General features: G+C 42.0%; 31 protein-coding genes and 1 other annotated feature. All 31 genes read right to left on the minus strand.

Annotated features, from left to right (window positions below; all coding sequences use genetic code 11):
- Positions 1-6: 6 nt before the first annotated feature.
- Complete coding sequence (gene rplR, locus AB1H92_RS15125; RefSeq protein ID WP_115363625.1) at positions 7-369, minus strand: 50S ribosomal protein L18; 363 nt, start codon at positions 367-369, stop codon at positions 7-9.
- Positions 370-403: 34 nt separating this feature from the next.
- Positions 404-943, minus strand: coding sequence for a 50S ribosomal protein L6 (gene rplF / locus AB1H92_RS15130; protein WP_115363627.1), 540 nt, complete (start codon positions 941-943; stop codon positions 404-406).
- Positions 944-972: 29 nt separating this feature from the next.
- A complete protein-coding gene (gene rpsH, locus AB1H92_RS15135; protein ID WP_075526639.1) occupies positions 973-1,371 on the minus strand; it encodes a 30S ribosomal protein S8 in 399 nt (132 codons plus the stop codon).
- 30 nt (positions 1,372-1,401) lie between these two features.
- Positions 1,402-1,587 carry a type Z 30S ribosomal protein S14 gene (locus tag AB1H92_RS15140; protein WP_075526638.1) on the minus strand — a complete coding sequence of 62 codons (186 nt, stop codon included), beginning with the start codon at positions 1,585-1,587 and terminating at the stop codon, positions 1,402-1,404.
- 19 nt (positions 1,588-1,606) lie between these two features.
- Positions 1,607-2,146, minus strand: coding sequence for a 50S ribosomal protein L5 (rplE, locus tag AB1H92_RS15145; protein ID WP_115363629.1), 540 nt, complete (start codon positions 2,144-2,146; stop codon positions 1,607-1,609).
- Positions 2,143-2,523 carry a 50S ribosomal protein L24 gene (rplX, locus tag AB1H92_RS15150; RefSeq protein ID WP_115363631.1) on the minus strand — a complete coding sequence of 127 codons (381 nt, stop codon included), beginning with the start codon at positions 2,521-2,523 and terminating at the stop codon, positions 2,143-2,145. The genes rplE and rplX overlap by 4 nt, the downstream gene beginning before the upstream one ends.
- Positions 2,524-2,555: 32 nt before the next feature.
- Positions 2,556-2,924 (minus strand): 50S ribosomal protein L14, encoded by a 369-nt coding sequence (rplN, locus tag AB1H92_RS15155; protein ID WP_075526635.1) that lies wholly within the window; start codon positions 2,922-2,924, stop codon positions 2,556-2,558.
- Positions 2,925-2,963: 39 nt separating this feature from the next.
- Complete coding sequence (rpsQ, locus tag AB1H92_RS15160; protein ID WP_075526634.1) at positions 2,964-3,227, minus strand: 30S ribosomal protein S17; 264 nt, start codon at positions 3,225-3,227, stop codon at positions 2,964-2,966.
- Between the two features lie 17 nt (positions 3,228-3,244).
- Positions 3,245-3,445: a 50S ribosomal protein L29 gene (gene rpmC, locus AB1H92_RS15165; RefSeq protein WP_115363633.1), complete on the minus strand. Its 201-nt coding sequence runs from the start codon at positions 3,443-3,445 to the stop codon at positions 3,245-3,247.
- Positions 3,435-3,869: a 50S ribosomal protein L16 gene (rplP, locus tag AB1H92_RS15170; RefSeq protein ID WP_075526632.1), complete on the minus strand. Its 435-nt coding sequence runs from the start codon at positions 3,867-3,869 to the stop codon at positions 3,435-3,437. Before rplP ends, rpmC begins: the two co-directional genes overlap by 11 nt.
- Position 3,870: 1 nt before the next feature.
- Positions 3,871-4,527 (minus strand): 30S ribosomal protein S3, encoded by a 657-nt coding sequence (gene rpsC / locus AB1H92_RS15175; protein ID WP_115363635.1) that lies wholly within the window; start codon positions 4,525-4,527, stop codon positions 3,871-3,873.
- 3 nt (positions 4,528-4,530) lie between these two features.
- Entirely contained in the window at positions 4,531-4,875 is a 345-nt protein-coding gene (gene rplV / locus AB1H92_RS15180; protein ID WP_075526630.1) for a 50S ribosomal protein L22, read from the minus strand.
- A gap of 19 nt (positions 4,876-4,894) precedes the next feature.
- Entirely contained in the window at positions 4,895-5,173 is a 279-nt protein-coding gene (gene rpsS, locus AB1H92_RS15185) for a 30S ribosomal protein S19 (RefSeq protein ID WP_075526629.1), read from the minus strand.
- A 60-nt stretch (positions 5,174-5,233) separates the two neighbouring features.
- The gene (gene rplB / locus AB1H92_RS15190; RefSeq protein WP_115363637.1) at positions 5,234-6,064 is read right to left on the minus strand and encodes a 50S ribosomal protein L2; all 831 of its coding nucleotides are present in this window, start codon (positions 6,062-6,064) and stop codon (positions 5,234-5,236) included.
- Between the two features lie 46 nt (positions 6,065-6,110).
- Positions 6,111-6,395: a 50S ribosomal protein L23 gene (rplW, locus tag AB1H92_RS15195; RefSeq protein ID WP_115363639.1), complete on the minus strand. Its 285-nt coding sequence runs from the start codon at positions 6,393-6,395 to the stop codon at positions 6,111-6,113.
- Positions 6,395-7,018 carry a 50S ribosomal protein L4 gene (gene rplD, locus AB1H92_RS15200; protein WP_115363641.1) on the minus strand — a complete coding sequence of 208 codons (624 nt, stop codon included), beginning with the start codon at positions 7,016-7,018 and terminating at the stop codon, positions 6,395-6,397. Before rplD ends, rplW begins: the two co-directional genes overlap by 1 nt.
- A gap of 22 nt (positions 7,019-7,040) precedes the next feature.
- Positions 7,041-7,673 carry a 50S ribosomal protein L3 gene (gene rplC / locus AB1H92_RS15205; protein WP_115363643.1) on the minus strand — a complete coding sequence of 211 codons (633 nt, stop codon included), beginning with the start codon at positions 7,671-7,673 and terminating at the stop codon, positions 7,041-7,043.
- A 39-nt stretch (positions 7,674-7,712) separates the two neighbouring features.
- Positions 7,713-8,021: a 30S ribosomal protein S10 gene (gene rpsJ / locus AB1H92_RS15210; protein ID WP_075526624.1), complete on the minus strand. Its 309-nt coding sequence runs from the start codon at positions 8,019-8,021 to the stop codon at positions 7,713-7,715.
- 254 nt (positions 8,022-8,275) lie between these two features.
- Positions 8,276-9,595 (minus strand): Na+/H+ antiporter family protein, encoded by a 1,320-nt coding sequence (locus AB1H92_RS15215; RefSeq protein WP_115363645.1) that lies wholly within the window; start codon positions 9,593-9,595, stop codon positions 8,276-8,278.
- 250 nt (positions 9,596-9,845) lie between these two features.
- The gene (gene tuf / locus AB1H92_RS15220; protein ID WP_115363647.1) at positions 9,846-11,033 is read right to left on the minus strand and encodes an elongation factor Tu; all 1,188 of its coding nucleotides are present in this window, start codon (positions 11,031-11,033) and stop codon (positions 9,846-9,848) included.
- A 116-nt stretch (positions 11,034-11,149) separates the two neighbouring features.
- On the minus strand, positions 11,150-13,228 hold the full coding sequence (fusA, locus tag AB1H92_RS15225; protein WP_115363649.1) for an elongation factor G: 2,079 nt from the start codon (positions 13,226-13,228) through the stop codon (positions 11,150-11,152).
- A gap of 48 nt (positions 13,229-13,276) precedes the next feature.
- Entirely contained in the window at positions 13,277-13,747 is a 471-nt protein-coding gene (rpsG, locus tag AB1H92_RS15230) for a 30S ribosomal protein S7 (RefSeq protein WP_075526620.1), read from the minus strand.
- A gap of 106 nt (positions 13,748-13,853) precedes the next feature.
- Positions 13,854-14,273, minus strand: coding sequence for a 30S ribosomal protein S12 (rpsL, locus tag AB1H92_RS15235; RefSeq protein WP_075526619.1), 420 nt, complete (start codon positions 14,271-14,273; stop codon positions 13,854-13,856).
- A 101-nt stretch (positions 14,274-14,374) separates the two neighbouring features.
- Positions 14,375-14,623, minus strand: coding sequence for a ribosomal L7Ae/L30e/S12e/Gadd45 family protein (locus AB1H92_RS15240; RefSeq protein WP_115363651.1), 249 nt, complete (start codon positions 14,621-14,623; stop codon positions 14,375-14,377).
- 131 nt (positions 14,624-14,754) lie between these two features.
- Positions 14,755-18,357 carry a DNA-directed RNA polymerase subunit beta' gene (gene rpoC, locus AB1H92_RS15245; RefSeq protein WP_115363653.1) on the minus strand — a complete coding sequence of 1,201 codons (3,603 nt, stop codon included), beginning with the start codon at positions 18,355-18,357 and terminating at the stop codon, positions 14,755-14,757.
- A gap of 108 nt (positions 18,358-18,465) precedes the next feature.
- Complete coding sequence (rpoB, locus tag AB1H92_RS15250; RefSeq protein ID WP_370475152.1) at positions 18,466-22,014, minus strand: DNA-directed RNA polymerase subunit beta; 3,549 nt, start codon at positions 22,012-22,014, stop codon at positions 18,466-18,468.
- Positions 22,015-22,231: 217 nt separating this feature from the next.
- Complete coding sequence (locus AB1H92_RS15255) at positions 22,232-22,834, minus strand: class I SAM-dependent methyltransferase (protein ID WP_115363657.1); 603 nt, start codon at positions 22,832-22,834, stop codon at positions 22,232-22,234.
- 194 nt (positions 22,835-23,028) lie between these two features.
- Complete coding sequence (rplL, locus tag AB1H92_RS15260) at positions 23,029-23,394, minus strand: 50S ribosomal protein L7/L12 (RefSeq protein ID WP_115363659.1); 366 nt, start codon at positions 23,392-23,394, stop codon at positions 23,029-23,031.
- 149 nt (positions 23,395-23,543) lie between these two features.
- Complete coding sequence (gene rplJ / locus AB1H92_RS15265; protein WP_115363661.1) at positions 23,544-24,047, minus strand: 50S ribosomal protein L10; 504 nt, start codon at positions 24,045-24,047, stop codon at positions 23,544-23,546.
- A 33-nt stretch (positions 24,048-24,080) separates the two neighbouring features.
- Positions 24,081-24,228, minus strand: a sequence feature (ribosomal protein L10 leader region).
- A 48-nt stretch (positions 24,229-24,276) separates the two neighbouring features.
- Positions 24,277-24,975, minus strand: coding sequence for a 50S ribosomal protein L1 (rplA, locus tag AB1H92_RS15270; RefSeq protein WP_115363662.1), 699 nt, complete (start codon positions 24,973-24,975; stop codon positions 24,277-24,279).
- Between the two features lie 114 nt (positions 24,976-25,089).
- On the minus strand, positions 25,090-25,515 hold the full coding sequence (rplK, locus tag AB1H92_RS15275; RefSeq protein ID WP_147287787.1) for a 50S ribosomal protein L11: 426 nt from the start codon (positions 25,513-25,515) through the stop codon (positions 25,090-25,092).
- Between the last annotated feature and the right edge of the window lie 154 nt (positions 25,516-25,669).

Raw genomic sequence — 25,669 nt, forward strand, 5'->3', positions numbered from 1 at the left:
TCTTAATTAAAATTCCAGACCATTTTCACGTGCAGCATCTGCTAGAGCCTTTACACGGCCGTGAAATAGGTAACCGCCACGGTCGAATACAACCGATTTTAGATCTTTCTCAACGGCTTGTTTCGCGATTAATTCGCCGACTTTTGCAGCAGCTTCTACATTCGCTTTAGAATCGGATTCAAACGCGTTGTCCATAGTCGAAGCGCTCGCAAGCGTTACACCGTTAACGTCATCGATTAACTGTGCATAGATATGCTTGTTTGAACGGTATACGTTTAAACGTGGACGAGTTGCTGTTCCGCTTACTTTTGTACGTACGCGTGAATGACGCTTTTTACGAACAGCATTTTTATCATTTTTCGTAATCATCGTGGTCACTCCTTCCAAAATGCCCTACGCGGCATTATTTACCAGTTTTTCCTTCTTTACTACGTACGCGCTCGCCTTGGTAACGAACCCCTTTGCCTTTGTATGGCTCTGGTGGACGAACTTGACGAATGTTAGATGCAAGTGCACCAACACGCTCTTTGTCGATACCGCGAATCGTAATTTTCGTGTTTTCAGGAACTTCAATTTCAATTCCTTCTTCCGGTGTGAACTCAACCGGATGTGAGTAACCTACGTTCAATACAAGTTTCTTACCTTGAAGTTGTGCACGGTAACCTACCCCAACAAGTTGAAGTGAACGTTCAAACCCTTTTGAAACACCTGTTACCATATTGTCGAGAAGTGAACGAGTCGTTCCATGGATGGAGCGATGTTCTTTCGACTCAGAAGGACGGACCAATGTGATCTCGTTGCCTTCTTGTTCGATTTTGATTTCAGTACTTAACTGATTTGATAATTCGCCTTTAGGTCCTTTTACTGTGACAAAGTTACCTTCTTCAATTGTAACTGTTACATCAGCAGGTACCTCAATTGGCTTTTTTCCAATACGGGACATTAATTGCACCTCCATTCATTTGCTCAGTATTACCAAACGTAAGCGACGATCTCTCCGCCTACTTGCTTCGCACGTGCTTCCTTATCTGTTAGGAGACCGTGTGATGTTGAAACGAGGGCGATACCAAGACCATTTAAAACTTTAGGAACTTCGTTTGTTTGTGCATAAACACGAAGACCTGGTTTTGAAATACGTTTTAGACCTGTAATAACACGCTCGTTGTTTTGGCCATATTTCAAGAAAATACGGATGATTCCTTGCTTGTTGTCTTTGACGAACTCTACGTCACGGACAAAACCTTCACGTTTTAAGATTTCAGCAATTTCTCTTTTCATGTTTGAAGCAGGTACTTCCAGCTTTTCGTGACGAACCATGTTCGCGTTACGAATGCGTGTAAGCATATCTGCTACCGGATCACTCATTGTCATTCTATTGACCTCCTTCCCATATTTTGGGGATTACCAGCTTGCTTTTTTAACGCCAGGAATTTGTCCCTTATAAGCTAATTCGCGGAAACAAATACGGCAAAGCATAAATTTGCGATATACGGAATGCGGACGTCCACAACGCTCACAACGTGTGTATTCCTGCACTTTAAATTTCGCCTTACGTTTTTGTTTGGCTACCATTGATTTTTTAGCCATGATTTCGCCTCCCTCTCTTTTACTTCTGGAACGGCATACCGAACTGCTTTAATAACTCATGAGCTTCTTCGTCCGAGTTAGCAGTTGTAACGATGTTGATATCCATACCACGGATTTTAGAAACTTTATCATAATCGATTTCAGGGAAAATAAGTTGTTCTTTAACCCCTAGTGTATAGTTTCCGCGACCGTCAAATGCTCTCTTAGAAACACCGTGGAAGTCACGAACACGTGGCAGTGCAATTGATACTAATTTATCAAGGAACTCATACATACGCTCTCCACGTAATGTAACTTTTGTTCCGATTGGCATTCCTTCACGAAGACGGAAACCAGCGATTGATCTTTTAGCACGAGTAATTACTGGCTTTTGACCAGAAATCGTTGTTAAATCCTCAACTGCAGCGTCAAGCGCTTTTGAGTTTTGGACAGCATCACCAACACCCATGTTGATGACGATTTTTTCTACTTTAGGGACTTGCATTACAGATGTATATTCAAACTTGCTCATTAAAGCAGGTGTGATTTCTTTTTCGAACTTCTCTTTAAAACGACTCAATCCGAAGAACCTCCTTTCTCAGCTTTGATTACTTTTTTGCTAACCTGGTCAATGATTTCGCCAGATTTTTTCGCAACACGATATTTTACGAGGCAGTTTTCACCGTCGATTACTTTTTCTTCAAATGTGTATCCTACGCGTGTAGGTTCACCTGATTTCGGATCGATCAGCATGACGTTTGAAACGTGAATTGGAGCTTCAACACTCACAATTCCGCCTTGAGGGTTTTCCTGGTTAGGCTTCGTATGTTTTTTGACGATGTTAACACCTTCAACAAGCACGCGATCTTTCCCCGGGAAACCTGCTAAGATAACGCCATCTTTGCCTTTATCTTTACCCGAAATTACTCTTACTTTATCGCCTTTTTTAACATGCATTGTATCGCACCTCCTTGTTTGGAACTGTCAAATTAAAGTACTTCTGGAGCAAGAGAAATGATTCTCATGAAATTGTTGTCACGTAGCTCACGTGCAACAGGTCCAAAAATACGTGTTCCTCTTGGGCTCTTATCATCTCGGATGATTACGCATGCGTTCTCATCGAATGTAATATATGTTCCGTCATCACGACGAACTCCACTTTTCGTACGGACTATAACAGCCTTTACGACTTCACCCTTCTTAACAACGCCACCTGGTGTTGCTTTTTTCACTGAACAAACAACAATGTCACCAATGTTTGCAGTTTTACGTCCAGTACCACCAAGAACTTTGATTGTAAGAACTTCACGAGCGCCGGAGTTGTCAGCGACTTTCATACGGCTTTCTTGTTGGATCATTTAGGCTACCTCCTCTCGGATTATGCTATCCGAACTTTATTAAATAACGATTGCTTTTTCCACAATTTCAACGAGGCGGAAGCGTTTTGACTTAGAAAGTGGACGAGTTTCCATAATTCGAACTGTATCGCCCATTTTTGCTTCGTTCAATTCATCGTGGACTTGGAATTTCTTAGAATGCTTTACACGCTTTCCGTATAAAGTATGCTTTTTATACGTTTCGATCATAACAGTGATTGTTTTATCATTTTTGTCTGATACAACACGTCCTGTATAAACCTTACGTTGGTTACGCTCAGTCATGAATTGTACCTCCTTCATCAGTTATTGGCACTGATTTCTCTTTGACGTATTACGGTTTTCATGCGCGCAATCGATTTACGAACTTGACCGATGCGTGCTGTGTTTTCTAATTGACCTGTCGCCAATTGGAAGCGAAGGTTGAAAAGCTCTTCTTTCAGTGACTTTACTTCTTGCTCGATTTCTGCAGTTGTGAGTTCACGGATTTCTTTAGCTTTCATTAGATTCACCACCAATTTCTTCACGTTTTACAAACTTGCTCTTAACAGGAAGCTTGTGAGATGCAAGACGAAGTGCTTCACGAGCAACCTCTTCATCAACACCTGCGATTTCAAACATTACACGACCAGGTTTAACAACCGCTACCCAGCCTTCTACAGCACCTTTACCGGCACCCATACGAACCTCAAGAGGCTTTTTCGTATAAGGTTTGTGTGGGAAAATATTGATCCACACTTTACCGCCACGTTTCATATAACGTGTCATTGCGATACGTGCTGCTTCAATTTGGCGGCTTGTAATCCAACCAGCTTCAGTAGCTTGGAGACCGTACTCACCAAATCCAACTGTCGCGCCACCTTTTGTTTTACCACGTAAATTTCCACGGAATACGTTACGATATTTCACGCGTTTAGGCATTAACATATCAGTTGCCTCCTTCCTTTGTGTCCTTTAATGTCGGAAGGACTTCTCCTTTATAGATCCATACTTTAACGCCAAGTTTACCGAATGTTGTATCGGCTTCAGCATGTGCATAATCAATGTCAGCACGTAAAGTATGAAGAGGAACAGATCCTTCATTGTACCCTTCTGCACGAGCGATGTCTGCACCGCCAAGACGTCCAGAAACTTGTGTTTTAATTCCTTTTGCTCCAGCACGCATCGTACGTTGGATTGCTTGCTTTTGAACACGACGGAATGAAACACGGCCTTCTAATTGACGTGCAATGTTTTCAGCGACTAATTTCGCATCAAGGTCAGCACGTTTAACTTCAACAATATTAATGTGTACACGTTTGCCTGTAATTGCATTTAGCTTTTTACGGAGAGCCTCTACTTCAGACCCACCTTTACCAATGACCATTCCAGGTTTCGCAGTGTGAATTGAAATGTTTACACGCTTTGCAGCACGTTCGATTTCAACTTTCGATACAGATGCATCGATTAACTGCTTATCAATAAATTCACGAATTTTCAAGTCTTCGTGCAATAGTGTTGCATAATCTTTTTCTGCATACCATTTCGATTCCCAGTCACGGATGATACCTACCCGTAAACCATTAGGATTTATTTTTTGACCCACGAATTATCCCTCCTTCTTTTCTGCTACCACGACAGTGATGTGACTTGTACGCTTGTTGATCGCACTTGCACGCCCCTGTGCGCGTGGGCGGAAACGTTTCATAGTCGGACCTTCGTTAACATATACTTCGCTAACAACTAAGTTCTCGACGTCCATTTCATAGTTATGCTCAGCGTTTGCGATTGCTGATTGTAAAACTTTTTCTACAACCGGAGATGCCGCTTTTTGCGTCAGGCGTAGAATTGCCACAGCTTCACCGATTTTCTTCCCTCGGATAAGATCAACGACTAAACGGACTTTGCGAGGAGCAATACGGACTGTGCTGGCAGTAGCTTTTGCTTGTTGCATCAGAATAACCTCCTCTCAATTAGCGACCTGTCTTCTTGTCGTCGCCACCGTGATTTCTAAATGTACGTGTAGGTGCGAATTCACCTAATTTATGACCAACCATATCTTCTGTGATGTAAACAGGTACATGTTTACGACCATCATAAACTGCAATCGTTTGACCGATGAATGATGGGAAGATTGTGGAACGTCTTGACCAAGTTTTAATAACTTGCTTTCTCTCTGATCCTTTTTGTGCATCTACTTTTTTCATTAGATGATCATCTGCAAAAGGTCCTTTTTTCAAGCTGCGGCCCATGTTAGAACCTCCCTCCCTGTTTGTACTACGGTCCAGTCATTGAACCGCAGTGCGTATAATTTACTTCTTACGACGACGAACGATGTACTTATCGGATTTATTGGATTTCTTACGCGTTTTGTAACCAAGTGTTGGTTTGCCCCATGGTGAAAGTGGTGAAGGCATCCCGATACCAGTACGTCCTTCTCCCCCACCGTGTGGGTGATCGTTCGGGTTCATTACAGAACCACGGACTGCTGGACGCTTACCTAACCAGCGTGAACGGCCTGCTTTACCAATATTAATAAGTTCGTGTTGTTCGTTACCAACTTGACCGATTGTTGCACGGCAAGTAGCTAAAATCATACGTACTTCACCAGATTGGAGACGTACAAGAACATACTTTCCTTCACGTCCAAGAACTTGTGCTGATGTACCAGCTGAACGAACGAGTTGACCACCTTTTCCTGGCTTCAATTCGATGTTATGAATTGTTGAACCCATTGGAACATTTTCAAGTGGTAATGCGTTTCCTAATCTTGCATCTGCGTTTGGACCTGACATAAGTGTCATTCCAACTTCTAGACCTTTCGGAGCCAGAATGTATCTTTTCTCTCCATCTGCATAGTTAATTAATGCGATGTTTGCTGAACGGTTTGGATCGTATTCGATCGTAGCAACGCGTCCTGGAATGTCATCTTTTCGACGTTGGAAATCGATGACACGGTATTGGCGTTTGTGTCCGCCCGCTTGATGACGAACTGTAGTTCTACCTGTATTGTTACGTCCGCCTTTACGAGTAATTGGCTTCAATAGTGATTTTTCTGGCTTATCTGTTGTAATCGCAGAGAAATCTGATGAAGTCATATTACGACGTCCGTTAGAAGTAGGCTTGTATTTTTTAATCGCCATTTTTTGTCCCTCCTTATAATATTTCATGTAACTTAGTCGTTACGTTTTAGATTTCGAAAAGTTCGATATCGTTTGAATCAGCAGTTAATGTAACAACCGCTTTACGGCGTTTGTTTGTGTAACCTGCATGTCTTCCCATACGCTTGAACTTTCCTTTGTAGTTCATGACGTTAACTTTTTCTACTGTAACATTGAAGACTTCTTCGACAGCGTCTTTGATTTGAGTCTTGTTTGCGCGCGTGTCAACTTCGAATGTGTATTTGTTTAAGTCCATTTGCTCAGAAGAACGCTCGGTTATGACCGGACGTTTCAAAATTTCACGTGCTTCCATTAACCAAGCACCTCCTCTACTTTTTCTACAGCTGCTTTTGTCATCACAAGTTTTTCGTGTCCAACGAGGTCTAACACGTTGATACCTTCAGCAGTGATAACAGTTACCCCTGGGATGTTACGAGCAGATAATGCTACTGTTTCATCTAGGTTAGCAGTAACAAATAATGCTTTCTTTTCAATCGAAAGATCTGTTAATACTTGAACAAACTCTTTTGTTTTTGGTGCATCAAATTTTAGTTCATCAAGAACGATTAAGTTCTCTTCACGTACTTTTGATGATAGTCCTGATAAGAGCGCTAGTCTACGAACTTTTCTAGGTAGTTTGTATGCATAGCTTCTTGGTGTAGGACCGAATACAACACCGCCTCCGCGCCATTGTGGTGAACGGATCGAACCTTGACGAGCACGACCTGTACCTTTTTGACGCCATGGCTTGCGCCCACCGCCCGAAACTTCTGAACGGTTTTTCACTTTGTGGTTACCTTGACGTAATGATGCACGTTGTTGGACCACTGCTTCAAACAATACTGCTTCATTTGGCTCGATGCCGAAGATTGCTTCGTTTAGTTCGATGTCGCCAACTGAAGAACCTGTTTGACTTAGTACCGATACTTTAGACATTCTAACTTCCTCCTTCCTTTAATTACTTGTTCCCTTTGATTGCGCTGTTCACTTGTACAAGTGATTTACGTGCGCCTGGAACATTACCTTTAACTAGTAATAAATTACGCTCTGCGTCAACTTTTACAATTTCAAGGTTTTGGATTGTTACTGTTTTTGTACCCATGCGTCCTGGAAGTTTCTTTCCTTTAAATACACGCTGAGCATCAACAGAACCGATTGAACCTGGTGCGCGGTGGAAACGTGAACCATGGCTCATAAAACCAATTTTAAATCCGTAGCGTTTAACAACACCTTGGAATCCTTTACCTTTTGTAACTCCTGTAACGTCGATTACATCGCCTTCTGCAAATGTATCAACTTTGACTTCCTGACCAACCTCGTGTGCGTTAACGTCCATTCCACGGAATTCGCGGATGAAGCGCTTAGGTGCAGTTTCAGCTTTTGCAACATGTCCTTTTTCTGGCTTGTTTGCAAGCTTATCACGTTTGTCATCAAATCCTAATTGTACAGAATTGTAACCGTCCGTTTCAACCGTCTTCTTTTGTAAAACGATATTTGGAGTAGCTTCAATTACTGTTACTGGGATAAGATCGCCGTTTTCAGCAAAAATTTGCGTCATACCGACTTTTCTTCCTAAGATTCCTTTGGTCATTCGTCACACCTCCTGTAATATTCATAAATTTTCTATAGATTATAGTTTGATTTCAATGTCTACGCCTGATGGTAAATCTAGTTTCATTAATGCATCGACAGTTTGTGGTGTCGGATTAACGATATCAATCAAACGTTTATGCGTACGCATTTCGAACTGCTCACGTGAATCTTTGTTTACGTGCACGGAACGAAGCACTGTGTAAACTGACCTTTCAGTTGGTAGTGGAATCGGACCCGATACACTAGCACCTGAACGTTTTGCAGTTTCTACGATTTTTTCAGCTGATTGATCTAAGACACTGTGATCATAAGCTTTTAAACGAATACGAATCTTTTGTTTTGCCATTACTTTCCCTCCCTCTCGCCTAATTAATAGACATTCTCCACGAAAATTTCCCACATACCCGCCATGGCAATGCGGCCGGGTGTGTCGGCAACCTCTCGCTTCATCGCAGTCAAAGAGCAACATTCAACATTATACACAAGGAAAAAGAATTCCGCAAGTCTTTTGGCGAAATTCCTTTCAATGCTTTATATATTATAATAGGATTGCCTTCGATATGCAATACCTAAGCGAGTAGTCTAAACATTACTATTATTTTAACCGAAAAACAAGATGGTCAACCACCCGAAAATGAGCAGCGGAATATTGAAGTGAAGAAAGGTAGGTACACATGTATCCCATATATGATTATGTTGACCATCTACGTTCAATCCTGCCGTTGGGCCAAGCGTGGAGTCTGATGCTGGTGAACCTGCATCTCCCAGTGCACCTGACGTACCAATCAAAGCGATTGTTGCCATTGGTCCAAAACCAAATGCAACACTAAGTGGAACGAATATCGATGCGATGATAGGAATTGTTGCAAATGAAGAACCTATTCCCATCGTAACAACAAGCCCTACTAATAACATTAAAAATGCAGCTAACGCTCTATTATCACCAAGTATCTGACTTGTATTTTCAACTAGCGAAAGGATATGTCCTGTTTCTTGAAGAACAGCTGCAAATCCATTCGCTGCAATCATCACAAATCCGATAAACGCCATCATCTGCATGCCTTCATTTACTAAACCATCTGCTTCTTGTCTTTTTAAAGTCCCTGTAATATATAAGATAACAATCCCTGTAACTGCACCGGCTATCATAGATTGAGTTGGGATTTGAATTGCTAGCGTCCCAATCAACGCAACAACAGTGAAGATAATATTACGTTTTTTGATCTCGAAGTCCTGTAAATCAATACCCATCGACTCGTCTTTATAATCCCGTGGCTTGCGATACGAAATAAATATCGCAAAAAGTAATCCTACTAAAAGTCCTGCGACTGGTAGTGCCATCGCCTTCGGAATATCTGCCATATCAATCGGCATGCCTGCAGCTGCCATTTGCGTTGCAATAATTTCCTGAAAGATAAAACCGAATCCGTACGGCAATATGATATATGGCGTCGTAAGTCCGAACGCCAACACACAAGCAATAAGTCTTCTATCAATTCTCAACATGTTTAAGACTTGTAAAATTGGTGGTACCAATAACGGAATAAATGCAATGTGTATTGGGATTAAGTTCTGCGAGAACACAGCCATTAATAATAACACGAGGATCACAAGCACTTTCACTAATGATTTACGACCTCCATTGCTATCTTTATTCATAATCCGTAACATTGCATTAACGATTAACTGAGGAATGCCTGTTTTTGAAATAGCCACTGCAAAAGCACCTAATAGCCCATAACTAAGCGCAATTGTTGCCCCCGCTCCTAGTCCGCCACTAAATGATGTAATCGTCTCTTCAACAGTAAGGCCACCAGCTAGTCCACCGGTTATTGCACCTATGACAAGTGCCAATACGACATTCACTCTCATTAAACTTAAAATCAACATAACTAGCACCGCTAATATAACTGCATTCATCTATATTTTCCCCTCCCAATAAACTTCATCATGCTAAAGTGTTAAAGTGTATTATTAATTTATCAAAGGATAGGAAATCTGTCAATAAGTATTACAAGTTTCCTTGAATATTTTTACACTAATCTAGTCAGATGTAATGAGGAAGTATTGTATTTTGGGTTGATTTTGAGGAATTATACAGTCGTCAAGTCAACATATTTGCGCATTAAAAAAACTCCCACCGGCGCCGGCGGGAGTTTTATATTTAAAATTATTTTACGATTGAAGTTACAACGCCTGAACCTACAGTACGTCCACCCTCACGGATAGAGAAACGTGTACCTTCTTCAAGTGCGATTGGTGCAATTAAATCTACTACCATTTCAATGTTATCTCCAGGCATAACCATTTCTACGCCTTCTGGAAGTTCGATAACACCAGTTACGTCCGTTGTACGGAAGTAGAACTGTGGACGGTAGTTAGAGAAGAACGGCGTGTGACGGCCACCCTCTTCTTTTGAAAGAACATAAACTTCTGATTTGAACTTAGTGTGTGGAACGATTGAACCTGGCTTAGCAAGTACTTGTCCACGTTGGATGTCTTCACGTGCTACACCACGAAGTAGTGCACCGATGTTGTCACCAGCTTGAGCATAGTCAAGTAGTTTACGGAACATCTCTACACCTGTAACAGTTGTAGATTTAGCTTCTTCAACGATACCGATGATGTCTACAGTGTCACCAACAGTTACTTCTCCACGCTCAACACGTCCTGTTGCAACTGTACCACGACCTGTGATTGAGAATACGTCCTCAACAGGCATCATGAATGGCTTCTCAGTATCACGTGGTGGTGTTGGGATGTACTCGTCAACAGCAGCCATCAGTTCAATAATTTTATCTTCGTATGCTTCGTCACCTTCAAGTGCTTTAAGCGCTGAACCTTGGATTACAGGAATGTCATCGCCTGGGAAGTCATACTCAGATAGAAGATCACGGATCTCCATTTCTACTAACTCAAGTAGTTCTTCGTCGTCAACCATGTCACATTTGTTCATGAATACAACTAGGTATGGAACGCCTACGTTTTTAGAAAGTAGGATGTGCTCACGTGTTTGTGGCATTGGACCATCAGCTGCAGATACAACTAAGATACCGCCGTCCATTTGTGCTGCACCAGTGATCATGTTTTTAACGTAGTCCGCGTGACCTGGGCAGTCAACGTGTGCGTAGTGACGGTTTTCAGTTTCGTACTCGATGTGAGACGTGTTGATTGTGATTCCACGCTCTCTCTCTTCTGGCGCGTTGTCAACTTGGTCGTAAGATTGTGCTTCTCCACCTAGTCTTTTCGCTAGAACTGTTGCAATTGCAGCTGTAAGTGTAGTTTTACCATGGTCAACGTGACCAATTGTTCCGATGTTCGCATGTGTTTTTGAACGATCAAATTTTTCTTTACCCATTATGGAAAGCCTCCTTAAGTATATGAAAGTTTTTTATTTTTATAGGTACTGGAGATTAATCCCCAGTCACCTATACTCTATAGCTTATTTATACTGAAAACAAGAGTGAATTACAATTATTCAGCAGTATTCTTTTTAATAACTTCTTCAGCGATCGATTTTGGAACTTCTTCATAGTGGTCAAATACCATTGAGAAGACTCCGCGACCTTGTGTGTTAGAACGCAATGAAGTTGCGTATCCAAACATTTCAGCAAGTGGAACCATCGCATTAACTAATTGTGAGTTACCACGTGCTTCCATTCCTTCAACGCGACCACGACGAGCAGTAACGTCACCCATAATATCACCTAAGTATTCCTCAGGGATTTGGATTTCAACTTTCATCATTGGCTCGAGAAGTGCCGGGTTAACTTTTGAAGCAGCGTTTTTCAGTGCCATAGAACCAGCAATCTTAAACGCCATTTCGTTAGAGTCAACATCATGGTATGAACCGTCATATAGACGTGCTTTAATATCGATTAGTGGATATCCTGCAATTACACCGTTATCCAGCGCATCACGGATACCTTCTTCAACAGAACCGATATATTCACGTGGAACTGTTCCACCAACGATGTTATCGATGAATTCGAAACCTGCTCCTTCTTCGTTTGGAGAGAATTCAACCCATACATGACCGTATTGTCCACGACCACCAGATTGACGAACGAACTTACCTTCAACTTCCGCTGCTTGACGGAATGTTTCACGGTAAGATACTTGTGGTGCTCCAACGTTAGCTTCAACGCCAAATTCACGACGTAGACGGTCAACTAGAACGTCTAAGTGTAATTCACCCATACCAGCAATAATTACTTCGCCAGTTTCTTCATCTGTATGTGCTCTGAACGTCGGGTCTTCCTCTTGAAGTTTCGCAAGAGCTTCACCCATTTTACTTTGGTCAGCTTTTGTTTTTGGTTCGATTGCAACGGAAATAACCGGCTCAGGGAATTCCATTGACTCTAAGATAACAGGTGCTTTTTCATCACATAATGTGTCACCAGTACCTGTGTCTCTTAAACCAACCGCAGCAGCAATGTCACCGGAGTGAACTTCTGCGATTTCTTCACGAGAGTCAGCATGCATTTGTAGGATACGTCCTACACGCTCACGCTTATCTTTCGTCGTGTTACGTACGTAAGATCCTGACTTTAGTGTACCAGAGTACACACGGAAGAATGTTAGTTTACCAACATAAGGATCCGTCATAACTTTAAACGCAAGTGCCGAGAATGGACCATTGTCATCAGCAGGACGAGTTTCCTCTTCGTTGTTTTCAGGATTAAATCCAGCAATCGCTTGGATATCAGTTGGAGCTGGTAAGTAGTCGATTACTGCATCTAGAACTAGTTGAACACCTTTGTTTTTGAAAGCTGTTCCACAAACAACAGGGTAAAATTCAACATCTAGTGTTGCTTTACGGATTGCTGCTTTGATTTCTTCTACAGTTAGCTCTTCGCCACCTAAGTATTTTTCCATAAGGTCTTCATCGAATTCAACAATTGCTTCAATTAGACTCTCACGGTACTCTTCAGCTTCAGCAAGATGTTCTTCAGGAATGTCTCTTACTTCAACATCTTTCCCGAAGTCATCACCATAGAAAGTAGCTTTCATTTCAATTAGGTCAATGATTGCATGGAACTGATCTTCCGCACCAATTGGTAATTGGATTGGATGTGCGTTTGCACCTAGACGTTCGCGTACTGTTCCCACTGCATAGTGGAAGTCCGCACCTGTCTTGTCCATTTTGTTAACAAATACTAAACGTGGAACAGAATAGTTTGTCGCTTGACGCCATACTGTTTCAGTTTGTGGCTCAACACCTGATTGAGCATCAAGAACTGTTACCGCACCATCGAGTACACGTAGGGAACGTTCAACTTCAACTGTGAAGTCCACGTGACCTGGCGTGTCAATGATGTTAACACGGTGACCTTTCCACTGAGCTGTTGTCGCTGCAGAAGTGATTGTAATTCCACGCTCCTGCTCTTGCTCCATCCAGTCCATTTGAGATGCACCTTCATGTGTTTCACCAAGCTTATGAATACGACCTGTGTAATAAAGGATACGCTCAGTCGTTGTCGTTTTACCGGCATCGATGTGAGCCATGATTCCAATGTTACGAGTATTCTCTAAGGAGAACTCTCTAGCCATGTTGTCAATCTCCTTCCATCTCGGTTAAGAGTTATATATAACTTCAACTTACCAACGGTAGTGAGCGAAAGCTTTGTTCGCTTCTGCCATTTTGTGTAGTTCTTCACGTCTTCTAACGGAAGCACCAGTGTTGTTTGAAGCATCTAAAATTTCGTTAGCTAGACGCTCTTCCATTGTTTTCTCACCGCGTTGACGAGAATAGTTTACGAAGAAACGTAAGCCTAGTGTTGTACGACGCTCAGGACGTACTTCTACTGGAACTTGGTAGTTCGCTCCACCAACACGGCGTGCGCGCACTTCAAGAACCGGCATTACATTTTCAAGTGCTGCTTCAAATACTTCTAATGGATCTTTTCCAGAACGTTCTTTTACAAGTTCAAACGCACCGTATAGAATTTTTTGAGAAGTACCTTTCTTACCATCTACCATCATTGAGTTTATAAGACGTGAAACAAGTTTCGAGTTATAAATCGGATCTGGTAGTACATCACGTTTAGCTACAGGACCTTTACGAGGCATGTTTTTGTCCTCCTTTCACACATTTCTTATATTTTAAGGATCAAGTCATTTGCACATTTAATACCAGCTGGGTTTTTATGCAACTTCACTTAGATTGTATTTCACATTATTTCTTTTCTTTTGGTTTTTTCGCACCGTACATAGAACGACTTTGCATACGGCCAGTAACTCCAGCTGTATCAAGCGCACCACGTACAACATGATAACGAACACCCGGTAAGTCTTTAACACGTCCACCACGAATAAGTACAACACTGTGCTCTTGAAGGTTATGTCCCTCACCTGGGATATAAGCGTTCACTTCAAGTTGGTTTGTTAGACGCACACGTGCATATTTACGTAGGGCTGAGTTCGGCTTCTTCGGTGTCATCGTTCCAACACGTGTACAAACGCCACGTTTTTGTGGAGAATTAACATCCGTCATCGTCTTTTTAAAGCTGTTATAGCTTTTTCCAAGTGCAGGTGATTTAGAACCAGAAACTTTTGATCTACGACCTTTACGAACCAATTGGTTAATTGTAGGCATTGATTTTGTCCTCCTCTCATTTACGTTTTGCAAGACCACACATCCAGGTGGTTCATTTTAGGGGTAAAAACAAGTTTTCGTGCGAGAATGCACAAAAACGTTTATTCAGTAAGCGCAACAACGGATGTACCGACCGCAATGCCAGATGCTTCTCCAAGCTGTTTTCTTGAAGCAACATAAGTCACAGGAATTGAATATTCATTGGTTACTTCTAACAACTGTCGAGTAAACCGTTCTTCTATATCCTGAGCAATGATAACTTCTGTTACCTTGCCTGCTTGAATTGCTTTTACTGTTTGCTTTATACCGATGATTGTCTCTTTTGCCTGCTTCACTTTTTCATAAGACATTTTCATATCCTCCAAAGTACAGACATGTAACTATCAACCTTTTGTATATTAACATCTTTTTTTCTACCTGTCAACACGAAAGAAAAAATCGGAGGGCCTTATTCTACAGGCCCCCCCGTAAATTATTTCAGTTATTCCGCAGTTGCAGTTTCTCCAGCGTTTTCTAAATCATTCTTTTCGATTTCGATTTGACGGTAACGTTGCATTCCCGTCCCTGCTGGTACCAGCTTACCAATAATAACGTTCTCTTTCAGGCCAAGTAACTCATCCATCTTACCTCTTATTGCCGCATCTGTCAGGACACGCGTTGTCTCCTGGAAGGATGCTGCAGATAAGAATGACTCAGTTTCAAGTGAAGCTTTTGTAATACCAAGAATAACCGGTCTACAAGTTGCTGGCACTTTACCTTCTTCAAACATTTTATTGTTCGCCTCTGCAAACTGGTGGATATCAACGAGTGAACCAGGAAGTAAATCAGTGTTTCCTGCTTCAATAATATGCACTTTACGAAGCATTTGACGAACCATCACTTCAACGTGCTTATCACCGATTTCAACACCTTGCATACGGTAAACTTTTTGTACTTCTTTCAATAGATACTCTTGAACTGTCGCAACATCTTTCACAACGATAAGTTCTTTTGGATCAATCGAACCTTCCGTTAGTGGCTCACCGCGGTCAACTACATCGCCAACCTGTACAGTGAAGCGTGCGTTATATGGTCCAAGGTATTTTCTTGTTTCAACTTTACCTTCAACAGTAATTTCATGTTGACCTTCACGGATTTCATCAATCGCAGTAACGGTTCCTTTAATTTCAGAAATAATCGCTTTACCTTTCGGGTTACGCGCTTCGAAAATTTCTTGGATACGCGGAAGACCTTGAGTAATATCGTCCCCAGCAACCCCACCTGTGTGGAATGTACGCATTGTTAACTGTGTACCTGGCTCACCGATGGATTGAGCAGCAATAATTCCAACTGCTTCTCCAACTTCGACTTTTTCGCCAGTTGCTAAGTTGATACCGTAACACTTCTTACATACACCATGCTTTGTATCACATGTGAATGCAGAGCGAATTGCTACTGTTTCAATACCTGCTTCAATGATGATACGTGCCGTATCTTCTGTAATGAGCGCATTTTTCTCGAGAATCTTCTCGCCCGTTTCTGGATGATAGATTGTTTTCTTCGTATGACGACCAATGATACGTTCGTCAAGTCGCTCGATTACCTCAGTGCCTTCCATTAACGCACCGATTTCTAAGCCGCGGTCAGTACCACACTCGTCTTCACGAACAATGACATCTTGAGCAACATCAACGAGTCGACGTGTTAAGTAACCTGAGTCAGCAGTTTTCAGCGCTGTATCCGCAAGTCCTTTACGCGCACCGTGCGTTGAAATAAAGTACTCAAGAACGGTTAACCCTTCACGGAATGATGATTTAATTGGAAGTTCAATAATCCGTCCAGCCGGGTTGGCCATCAAACCACGCATACCCGCAAGCTGCGTAAAGTTAGAAACGTTACCACGTGCTCCGGAGTTACTCATCATATAAATCGGGTTTGAGTTATCTAGAGATTCCATCAGCTTCTCTTGAATATCATCTCTAACAGCACTCCAGTAAGCAATTACGCGATCGTAACGCTCTTCTTCCGTAATCAGACCACGACGGAATTGCTTCAAGACATTATCTACTTTACTTTGTGTTTCGTCTAGAAGTTCATACTTGTTTGGAAGGACGATAATGTCGGACATTCCGACTGTCAATCCAGCACGTGTTGAGTACGTAAATCCTAAATCCTTCATGCGGTCAAGCATTTTCGACGTTTCGGTAATATGGAAACGTTTGAAAATCTCAGCGATAATATCACCGAGTATGCCCTTTTTAAACGGTCCAACTAACTCTGTTTCTTTTAACAGTTCCTTGATATCTTCTGTTCCTGAAACAAAATACTTCTCTGGTGTTTGAACTTGCAAGTTGGCTAATGTTGGTTCATTTATATAAGGGAATGATTCCGGTAAAATTTCGTTAAAGATAATTTTCCCTACTGTTGTAAGTAGTAATTTACTATTTTGCTCTTCAGTGAATGTCGGGTTATTAAATGACCCTGCCTGTACCGCAATTCGCGTGTGTAAGTGTATATAACCATTCTGATAAGCGATTATCGCTTCATCTGCATCACGGAATACAAAACCTTCACCCGTCGCACCTTCACGCTCTAACGTTAAGTAATAGTTTCCTAAAACCATATCCTGAGATGGTGTTACGACTGGTTTTCCGTCTTTCGGGTTCAAAATGTTTTGAGCTGCTAGCATGAGTAGGCGTGCTTCAGCCTGTGCTTCAGCAGAAAGCGGAACGTGAACAGCCATTTGGTCACCGTCAAAGTCAGCGTTATAAGCTGTACATACAAGTGGATGTAGCGTTATTGCGCGTCCTTCAACAAGAACAGGCTCAAATGCTTGAATCCCTAGTCTGTGAAGTGTAGGTGCACGGTTTAATAAGACCGGGTGCTCTTTAATCACTTCTTCTAAAACATCCCAAACTTCCGAATGTAGACGTTCGATTTTACGCTTAGCACTCTTAATATTGTGTGCTAGACCTCTTTCTACGAGTTCTTTCATCACGAATGGTTTAAATAATTCGATCGCCATTTCTTTCGGTAAGCCACACTGGTACATTTTCAAGTTCGGACCAACAACGATAACCGAACGACCTGAGTAGTCTACACGTTTACCAAGTAAGTTTTGACGGAAACGTCCTTGCTTACCTTTCAACATGTGTGAAAGTGATTTTAATGGACGGTTGCCTGGACCTGTAACCGGACGACCGCGACGACCATTATCGACAAGTGCGTCAACAGCTTCTTGGAGCATACGCTTCTCGTTTTGAACGATAATGCCTGGCGCACCTAAATCTAGTAATCGTTTTAGTCGGTTATTACGGTTAATCACTCTACGGTATAAGTCGTTTAAGTCGGAAGTTGCAAAACGTCCTCCATCAAGTTGTACCATCGGACGAAGCTCAGGCGGAATAACTGGTAACACTTCTAGGACCATCCATTCAGGACGGTTGCCTGAATTTCGGAATGATTCAACAACATCTAAACGTCTAATTGCACGTGTACGGCGTTGTCCTTGAACTGTTTTCAACTCTTCTTTTAGAGCATCCATCTCTTTGTCCAAATCAATTGCTTTTAAGAGACGCTCAATTGCTTCAGCACCCATCAACGCTTCGAATTTTTTTCCGTATTTCTGACGGTATGCGCGATACTCTTGTTCAGATAGAAGTTGCTTTCTTTCAAGTGGTGTATCTGCCGGATCGACTACTACATAAGAAGCAAAGTAAATAATCTCCTCTAAAGCACGTGGTGTCATGTCGAGAATAAGGCCCATTCTGCTCGGGATTCCTTTGAAATACCAAATATGTGTTACTTGGGCTGCAAGTTCAATATGTCCCATACGCTCACGACGTACTTTTTGACGCGTTACTTCAACTCCGCAACGGTCACAAACAACACCTTTGTAACGGACACGTTTATATTTTCCACAATGACATTCCCAATCTTTTGTAGGTCCGAAAATACGTTCACAGAAAAGACCTTCTTTTTCAGGCCTTAGCGTACGATAGTTAATTGTTTCTGGCTTCTTCACTTCACCGTAGGACCATGAACGGATCTTATCTGATGAAGCAAGTCCTATTTTCATATACTCAAAATTGTTTACATCTACCAAGGAGCCTACCTCCCTTTAGTCTTATCGCTGGCAACTGGATTTTTATAAGTAAGTAAGGAGAAAGCAGTCACTTTCCCCTTACTTTAAATATGATTCAACTTAAATAACTTAAGATTGCTGCTCGGCCTTTATCAGGTTTAGAGCATCTGTTGGTTGCGTGTCATCATCTTCGTCTAAATCACGTAACTCAATTTCTTCGTAGTCTTCTGTCAACATTTTGACATCAAGTCCTAAACTTTGAAGCTCTTTAATTAGAACTTTAAAGGATTCAGGAACACCTGGTTGTGGAACACTTTCACCTTTAACAATTGCTTCGTAAGTTTTCACACGTCCAACGACGTCATCCGACTTAACAGTTAAGATCTCTTGTAAAGTATAAGCAGCTCCATAAGCTTCAAGCGCCCAAACCTCCATCTCACCAAAACGCTGTCCACCGAACTGGGCTTTACCACCGAGCGGTTGTTGCGTAACAAGTGAATATGGCCCAGTTGAACGTGCATGAAGTTTATCGTCAACCATATGGTCAAGTTTAATTAAATACATCACGCCGACAGATACACGGTTATCAAATGGTTCACCTGAACGTCCGTCGTATAAAATCGTTTTACCGTCTCGGTCCATTCCAGCTTCTTCCATTGTTTCCCAAACATCTTCTTCGTTTGCGCCATCAAAGACTGGTGATGCCATATGGATGCCGAGTGCACGGGATGCCATACCAAGGTGCATTTCGAGCACTTGTCCGATATTCATTCGCGATGGAACCCCTAATGGATTCAACATTACGTCAATTGGCGTACCATCTGGAAGATATGGCATATCTTCTTCTGGAAGGATTCGTGAAATAACACCTTTGTTACCGTGTCTTCCTGCCATTTTATCTCCGACAGAAATTTTACGTTTTTGAACGATATAGACACGTACGAGTTGGTTTACACCTGGTGGCAGTTCATCGCCATCTTCGCGGTTAAACACTTTCACGTCAAGTACAATCCCACCTGCTCCGTGTGGAACACGCAACGATGTATCGCGGACTTCACGAGCTTTTTCTCCAAAGATTGCATGTAGAAGACGTTCTTCAGCTGTTAATTCAGTAACCCCTTTAGGCGTTACCTTTCCAACAAGGATGTCTCCATCGCGAACTTCTGCACCGATACGGATGATTCCGCGGTCATCTAAATGACGAAGTGCTTCCTCACCAACGTTTGGAATGTCGCGCGTGATTTCTTCAGGTCCAAGCTTCGTGTCTCTCGCTTCAGACTCATATTCCTCTATGTGTACAGAAGTATAATCGTCGTCTTTTACGAGACGCTCGCTCATAATAATCGCGTCTTCGTAGTTGTAGCCTTCCCAAGTCATAAACGCTGTTAATACGTTACGACCAAGTGCAAGTTCACCTTGTTCCATTGACGGACCGTCAGCTAAGATATCGTTTTTCTCTACGCGATCTCCTACGCTTACAATTGGTCGCTGGTGGTAACAAGTTCCGTGGTTGGAACGGATAAAGTTTTCTAATCGGTGAATTGTTAAATCACCTTGTACTTCTTTGCCGTCAACAATTTCTATACGACGAACGCGAATCTCTTTTGCTTCTACATGTTCAACAATGCCTGTATGTGACGCAAGTACCGCAGCTCCAGAATCTCGTGCAGCAACATGTTCCATTCCAGTTCCTACCAATGGTGATTTAGGTTCTAGTAGTGGAACAGCTTGTCGTTGCATGTTTGCTCCCATGAGCGCACGGTTGGAGTCATCGTTCTCTAAGAACGGGATACATGCTGTCGCAGCAGAAACAACTTGCTTAGGCGAAACGTCCATATAGTCAATCTGATCACGTTTAAATACCGTGTTATCACCTTGGAAACGACCGACGACTTCCTCATCAATGAATGAGCCATCATCATCTAACGCCGCATTTGCCTGTGCAACAATGTAATTATCTTCAATGTCTGCAGTTAAGTAATCAATTTGGTCTGTTACGCGTCCAGTTTCAGGGTCGACCTTTCTATACGGCGTCTCGATAAAACCAAATTTATTTACTTTAGCAAATGTTGAAAGGGAGTTAATCAATCCGATGTTCGGTCCCTCAGGCGTTTCAATCGGACACATACGACCATAGTGAGAGTAGTGAACGTCACGTACTTCCATTCCAGCACGTTCACGTGTTAATCCACCAGGTCCAAGTGCAGATAAACGACGCTTATGCGTTAATTCTGCAAGTGGGTTTGTTTGGTCCATGAATTGAGATAACTGGGAACTTCCAAAGAACTCTTTTATGGAAGCAATCACCGGACGAATGTTAATTAATTGTTGTGGCACAATAGAAGATGTATCGTTAATTGACATACGCTCTTTTACGACACGTTCCATACGGGATAACCCAATGCGGAATTGATTTTGGAGAAGCTCTCCAACAGAACGTAGACGACGGTTTCCTAAGTGGTCAATGTCATCTGTGTGTCCTACACCGTGTAATAAGTTAAAGAAATAACTGACGGATGCAATGATATCTGCAGGTGTAACGTTTTTCACTTCATTTTCAACGTTCGCGTTTGAGATCACATTAATCACTTGCGGTTCCTCAGAATTCGGCTTAGGTGCATATATTTTAATCGTTTGAATTGTCGTTGGCTCTTCAATAACGCCTTCGATATGTTCAAACTCCTGGAACCCTACTCCTTGTTCTAGGTAAGGTGCTATTCGATCTAGTGCACGACGATCAATAAGTTCGCCTTTCTCAAGAAGAATTTCACCTGTTTCCGGGTTCACAAGCGTCTCCGCTAATGTTTGATTGAACAAACGGTTTTTGACGTCAAGTTTTTTATTTAATTTATAGCGCCCTACATCCGCTAAGTCGTACCTTTTCGGATCGAAAAAGCGAGAATACAATAGACTTTTCGCGCTATCAAGCGTCGGCGGTTCACCTGGGCGAAGACGCTCATAAATTTCAAGCATCGCCTTTTCGGAAGTTTCGGTATTATCTCTTTCAAGCGTGTTACGTAAATACTCGTTATCTCCGATTAAACCAATAATCTCCTCGTCCGACGAGAAGCCTAACGCTCTAAGAAGAACTGTAATGGGCAACTTACGCGTACGGTCGATTCTTACGTGAAGAACATCTCTTGCGTCAATTTCATACTCAAGCCATGCGCCACGATTTGGAATCACTGTTGCAGCAAAACCACGCTTCCCATTTTTGTCAATTTTATCGTTATAATAAACACTTGGGGAACGAACAAGCTGTGAAACAATAACTCTTTCCGCACCGTTAATAACGAACGTACCGTTATCCGTCATGAGTGGGAAATCACCCATGAATACGTCTTGCTCCTTCACTTCTTCAGTTTCCTTATTATGAAGTCTAACTTTAACTCGAAGTGGCGCTGCATAAGTTACGTCGCGCTCTTTCGATTCATCAACAGGATATTTTGGATCCTCAAGATGATAATCGACAAATTCTAACGAAAGATTTCCTGTAAAATCTTCAATTGGGGAAATATCATGAAACATTTCCCGTAGCCCTTCTTCTAAGAACCACTTGTAAGATTCCGTCTGGATTTCGATTAGATTTGGAAGTTCAAGCACTTCACTAATTCGCGCAAAGCTTCTGCGTTGACGGTGTTGACCGTATTGAACTAAATGACCTGTCAACTCTTTCACCCCTCATAAGCAATAATAATCCTTTTCAAAACATAAAAAACAATGTATGATGACGTAAGGCAAAAAGAAAATGAGTTCTAACAGAGCTCATTTTCGGTTCGACAACCTTTTACCATCGTCTAAATGCCATTTGTGATGCAAAATTCATGCAAAAGGGCATACGATTGCATGATATTATTTAATCATCTTTTAACGCTACCACAAAACTAACCAACAGTCAATTTTTTATGGCTTTTAAAATAAAGTAACCTTTTCGCTTCGCAACTACTGTAACATTTCCGAAAACCTCTTCTAGTTTTTTCGCGGATGACGGTGCCCCTTGCTTCTTCTGAATCACAACCCACAACTCTCCACCAACCTTAAGCTTAGAAAACGAACTTTCATAAAAAGCAAAGACCGTTTCTTTCCCAGCTCTAATGGGTGGGTTCGTCAATATTGCCGCAAAATCAGATTCTGTTACAGCTAGCAACGCATCACTCGAATAAACTTCGACGTTTTCCAAAAGATTTTCAACAGCGTTTTCCTTGCTTAGCGCAATTGCTCTTTCATTCACATCTACCATTTGAATTTGACGTTCTGGATAGCTTACAGCAATCGTTAAGCCGATTGGACCATAGCCACAACCAACGTCAAGAACATCACCGCTTACCTCAGGCATCACAAATGACTCAACTAGGAGTCGTGAACCAAAATCTACGCCTCCCTTACTAAATACACCCGCATCGGTTGTAAATCGTAAAGTTTCGCCGCGCAATTCCGTTGAAACGGTTTGACGTTGACTTTTCACTTTCGGTTCTCTTGAATAATAGTGCTCTGACATCGCGCTTGTCCCTTCTTTCCAACGTTATCCATAACTTCATGAAGATAAACGTAACATAATGAAATAGTTTATCTTTATTTTTAAAAGTAAACCTTAATCTATACAGGCCTTCTCTTACAATAATCTCTAACGTTGTAAAAATAACGAAGAAAAGCCCGTCTAACCGACGAGCTTTTCTTCACTATTCATTGAAATTACTTAAGTTCTACAGTTGCGCCTGCTTCTTCAAGTTTTGTCTTGATTTCTTCTGCTTCTTCTTTAGCAGCGCCTTCTTTAACTGGTTTTGGAGCGTCGTCTACTAGACCTTTCGCTTCTTTCAAGCCAAGGCCTGTAATTTCACGAACTGCTTTAATTACTTGGATTTTCTTGTCTCCAGCTGATGCTAGGATTACGTCGAATTCAGTTTGTTCTGCAGCAGCTTCACCGCCAGCAGCACCGCCAGCAACTGCAACAGGTGCAGCAGCAGTTACGCCGAATTCTTCTTCGATTGCTTTTACTAAGTCGTTTAATTCAAGAACTGTCATTTCTTTAACAGCTTCTAAGATTTGTTCTGTAGTCATTATGATTTCCTCCTAAATGTTTTTTGCCTATTCTTTGATAGGTCCGATTATGCAAGTTGTACCCTTGCTGAATTTTTCCATCCAAATTACCTGACTAAGCAGGCAATTGCACTCGTTCAAATCCCCTGACTAGGCAGGTAATTGTCCTATTAAGCGCCTTCTTGCTCTTCTTTTTGCTCTGCAACAGCTTTTGTTGCAAGTGCGAAGTTGCGTACTGGTGCTTGTAGAACGCTGAGAAGCATAGATAGTAGGCCTTCGCGTGATGGAAGTGTTGCCAACGCCTTGATCTCTTCTGCGCTTGCAATTTCACCTTCAATAACCCCAGCTTTAATTTCGAGCGCTTCATTTTCCTTTGCGAATTCGTGAAGGATTTTTGCAGGTGCTATAACATCATCTTCAGAAAACGCAATTGCGTTTGGTCCTACTAAATGTTCGTTTAGCCCTTCAAAGCCAACCTCTTCAGCTGCACGACGTGACATTGAGTTTTTGTAAACCTTAAAATCAACGCCCTGTTCACGAAGGTTTTTACGAAGCTCTGTAACTTGACTTACGTTTAAACCACGGTAGTCAACCACTACGACAGTCGCTGCTGATTTCATCTTCTCAGAGATTTCAGTTACAACCGCTTGTTTCGCTTCTAATACTTTGCTCATCTGGACACCTCCTAGATTATTTTTCAAGTTCTTATACCGATATAAAAAGCCCCCGGTCTACATTGGAGACCCGAGGGCAGAAAAAGTCGTCTTCTTCAATACGAAAAGATCGTCTTGTCCTCGGCAGGATCATTAAGCGGCATGCCACCCCTGCGGTCTACGGTACAAAATACTTATATATTTTACAACGCTCATCATGTTATCACAGGACAAGCATATTGTCAATAGTTTATTTTACAGTTACGCCTGAAGTATCAATTTTCAAAGCAGGACCCATTGTTGTAGTTACGTGTACAGAACGCATATACGTTCCCTTCGCAGCTGCTGGGCGAGCTTTTTCAATTGCATCGAAAACTGCCAAGAAGTTTTCTTCTAGCTTTTCATCTTCGAATGAAACTTTTCCGATTGGCGCATGTACGATACCCGCTTTGTCAGCACGGTACTCAACTTTACCAGCTTTGATTTCTTCAACAGCTTTTGCAACATCAAATGTTACAGTACCTGTTCTTGGGTTTGGCATAAGTCCTTTTGGTCCAAGGATACGACCAATTTTACCAACTTCACCCATCATATCTGGTGTTGCTACGATAACGTCAAATTCAAACCAACCTTGTTGGATTTTGTTAATGAAGTCCGCATCGCCAACGTAGTCTGCACCCGCCGCTTCCGCTTCTTTAAGTTTTTCACCTTTAGCGAAAACTAGAACACGTTGAGTTTTACCAGTACCGTTCGGCAGAACTACTGCTCCACGTACTTGCTCATCGTTTTTCTTAACATCAATACCAAGACGGAATGCGACTTCTACTGTTGCGTCAAAGTTTGTTGTGCTTGTCTTTTTCGCAAGTTCGATAGCTTCTTTTACGTCGTACAGTTTTGAGTTGTCGACAAGCTTCATCGCTTCTGTAAACTTTTTACCTCTTTTAGCCATTTTAATTTCCTCCTATGTTGTGGTGTTAACGGATAATGAACCTCCCACGAATAAAGGCTGCGTGTCCCGGAGAACAACCGCAACCCAACCAAAGCGTAACTCTATTTCAAGGAATCAGTCTTCGATTGTGATTCCCATACTGCGTGCAGTACCTTCAACCATTGCCATCGCCGCTTCAACTGATGCTGCGTTTAAGTCTGGCATCTTTTGTTCTGCAATTTCGCGAACTTTGTCGCGTTTCACAGTTGCAACCTTCGTTTTGTTTGGTTCGCCTGAACCTTTTTGAAGATTTGCAGCAACCTTCAGCAATACTGCTGCCGGTGGAGTTTTAGTAATAAATGTAAATGAACGATCTTCAAATACAGTGATTTCAACAGGAATGATTAAGCCTGCTTGATCTGCTGTACGTGCGTTGAATTCTTTACAGAATCCCATGATGTTCACACCTGCTTGACCTAGCGCTGGTCCAACTGGTGGAGCCGGGTTCGCTTTTCCTGCAGGAATTTGTAATTTTACAACCGTAGAAACTTTTTTAGCCACGAGACACACCTCCTTAAGTCCGTGATGTGGTAATTGGGTTTCCCCTCCCACTCAAATATGTGTCTGCCGATTCGCATCGGGAGAATCAATCATCTTATCTCACGCTATCAATTGATAGCCTGACCTTTGAAATGATAACATTCTTTCGCCTCTT

The sequence above is a fragment of the Sporosarcina pasteurii genome, assembly GCF_041295575.1.
In the GTDB taxonomy this organism is placed as follows: domain Bacteria; phylum Bacillota; class Bacilli; order Bacillales_A; family Planococcaceae; genus Sporosarcina; species Sporosarcina pasteurii.

Coding starts and splice junctions, on each gene's coding strand:
- rplR (WP_115363625.1), bottom strand. CDS start 369: ATGATTACGAAAAATGATAAAAATGCTGTTCGTAAAAAGCGTCATTCA.
- rplF (WP_115363627.1), bottom strand. CDS start 943: ATGTCCCGTATTGGAAAAAAGCCAATTGAGGTACCTGCTGATGTAACA.
- rpsH (WP_075526639.1), bottom strand. CDS start 1,371: ATGACAATGAGTGATCCGGTAGCAGATATGCTTACACGCATTCGTAAC.
- AB1H92_RS15140 (WP_075526638.1), bottom strand. CDS start 1,587: ATGGCTAAAAAATCAATGGTAGCCAAACAAAAACGTAAGGCGAAATTT.
- rplX (WP_115363631.1), bottom strand. CDS start 2,523: ATGCATGTTAAAAAAGGCGATAAAGTAAGAGTAATTTCGGGTAAAGAT.
- rplN (WP_075526635.1), bottom strand. CDS start 2,924: ATGATCCAACAAGAAAGCCGTATGAAAGTCGCTGACAACTCCGGCGCT.
- rpsQ (WP_075526634.1), bottom strand. CDS start 3,227: ATGACTGAGCGTAACCAACGTAAGGTTTATACAGGACGTGTTGTATCA.
- rpmC (WP_115363633.1), bottom strand. CDS start 3,445: ATGAAAGCTAAAGAAATCCGTGAACTCACAACTGCAGAAATCGAGCAA.
- rplP (WP_075526632.1), bottom strand. CDS start 3,869: ATGTTAATGCCTAAACGCGTGAAATATCGTAACGTATTCCGTGGAAAT.
- rplV (WP_075526630.1), bottom strand. CDS start 4,875: ATGCAACAAGCAAAAGCTACTGCCAGCACAGTCCGTATTGCTCCTCGC.
- rpsS (WP_075526629.1), bottom strand. CDS start 5,173: ATGGGCCGCAGCTTGAAAAAAGGACCTTTTGCAGATGATCATCTAATG.
- rplB (WP_115363637.1), bottom strand. CDS start 6,064: ATGGCGATTAAAAAATACAAGCCTACTTCTAACGGACGTCGTAATATG.
- rplW (WP_115363639.1), bottom strand. CDS start 6,395: ATGGAAGCACGTGAAATTTTGAAACGTCCGGTCATAACCGAGCGTTCT.
- rplD (WP_115363641.1), bottom strand. CDS start 7,018: ATGTCTAAAGTATCGGTACTAAGTCAAACAGGTTCTTCAGTTGGCGAC.
- rplC (WP_115363643.1), bottom strand. CDS start 7,673: ATGACCAAAGGAATCTTAGGAAGAAAAGTCGGTATGACGCAAATTTTT.
- rpsJ (WP_075526624.1), bottom strand. CDS start 8,021: ATGGCAAAACAAAAGATTCGTATTCGTTTAAAAGCTTATGATCACAGT.
- AB1H92_RS15215 (WP_115363645.1), bottom strand. CDS start 9,595: ATGAATGCAGTTATATTAGCGGTGCTAGTTATGTTGATTTTAAGTTTA.
- tuf (WP_115363647.1), bottom strand. CDS start 11,033: ATGGGTAAAGAAAAATTTGATCGTTCAAAAACACATGCGAACATCGGA.
- fusA (WP_115363649.1), bottom strand. CDS start 13,228: ATGGCTAGAGAGTTCTCCTTAGAGAATACTCGTAACATTGGAATCATG.
- rpsG (WP_075526620.1), bottom strand. CDS start 13,747: ATGCCTCGTAAAGGTCCTGTAGCTAAACGTGATGTACTACCAGATCCG.
- rpsL (WP_075526619.1), bottom strand. CDS start 14,273: ATGCCTACAATTAACCAATTGGTTCGTAAAGGTCGTAGATCAAAAGTT.
- AB1H92_RS15240 (WP_115363651.1), bottom strand. CDS start 14,623: ATGTCTTATGAAAAAGTGAAGCAGGCAAAAGAGACAATCATCGGTATA.
- AB1H92_RS15255 (WP_115363657.1), bottom strand. CDS start 22,834: ATGTCAGAGCACTATTATTCAAGAGAACCGAAAGTGAAAAGTCAACGT.
- rplL (WP_115363659.1), bottom strand. CDS start 23,394: ATGACTACAGAACAAATCTTAGAAGCTGTTAAAGAAATGACAGTTCTT.
- rplJ (WP_115363661.1), bottom strand. CDS start 24,047: ATGAGCAAAGTATTAGAAGCGAAACAAGCGGTTGTAACTGAAATCTCT.
- rplA (WP_115363662.1), bottom strand. CDS start 24,975: ATGGCTAAAAGAGGTAAAAAGTTTACAGAAGCGATGAAGCTTGTCGAC.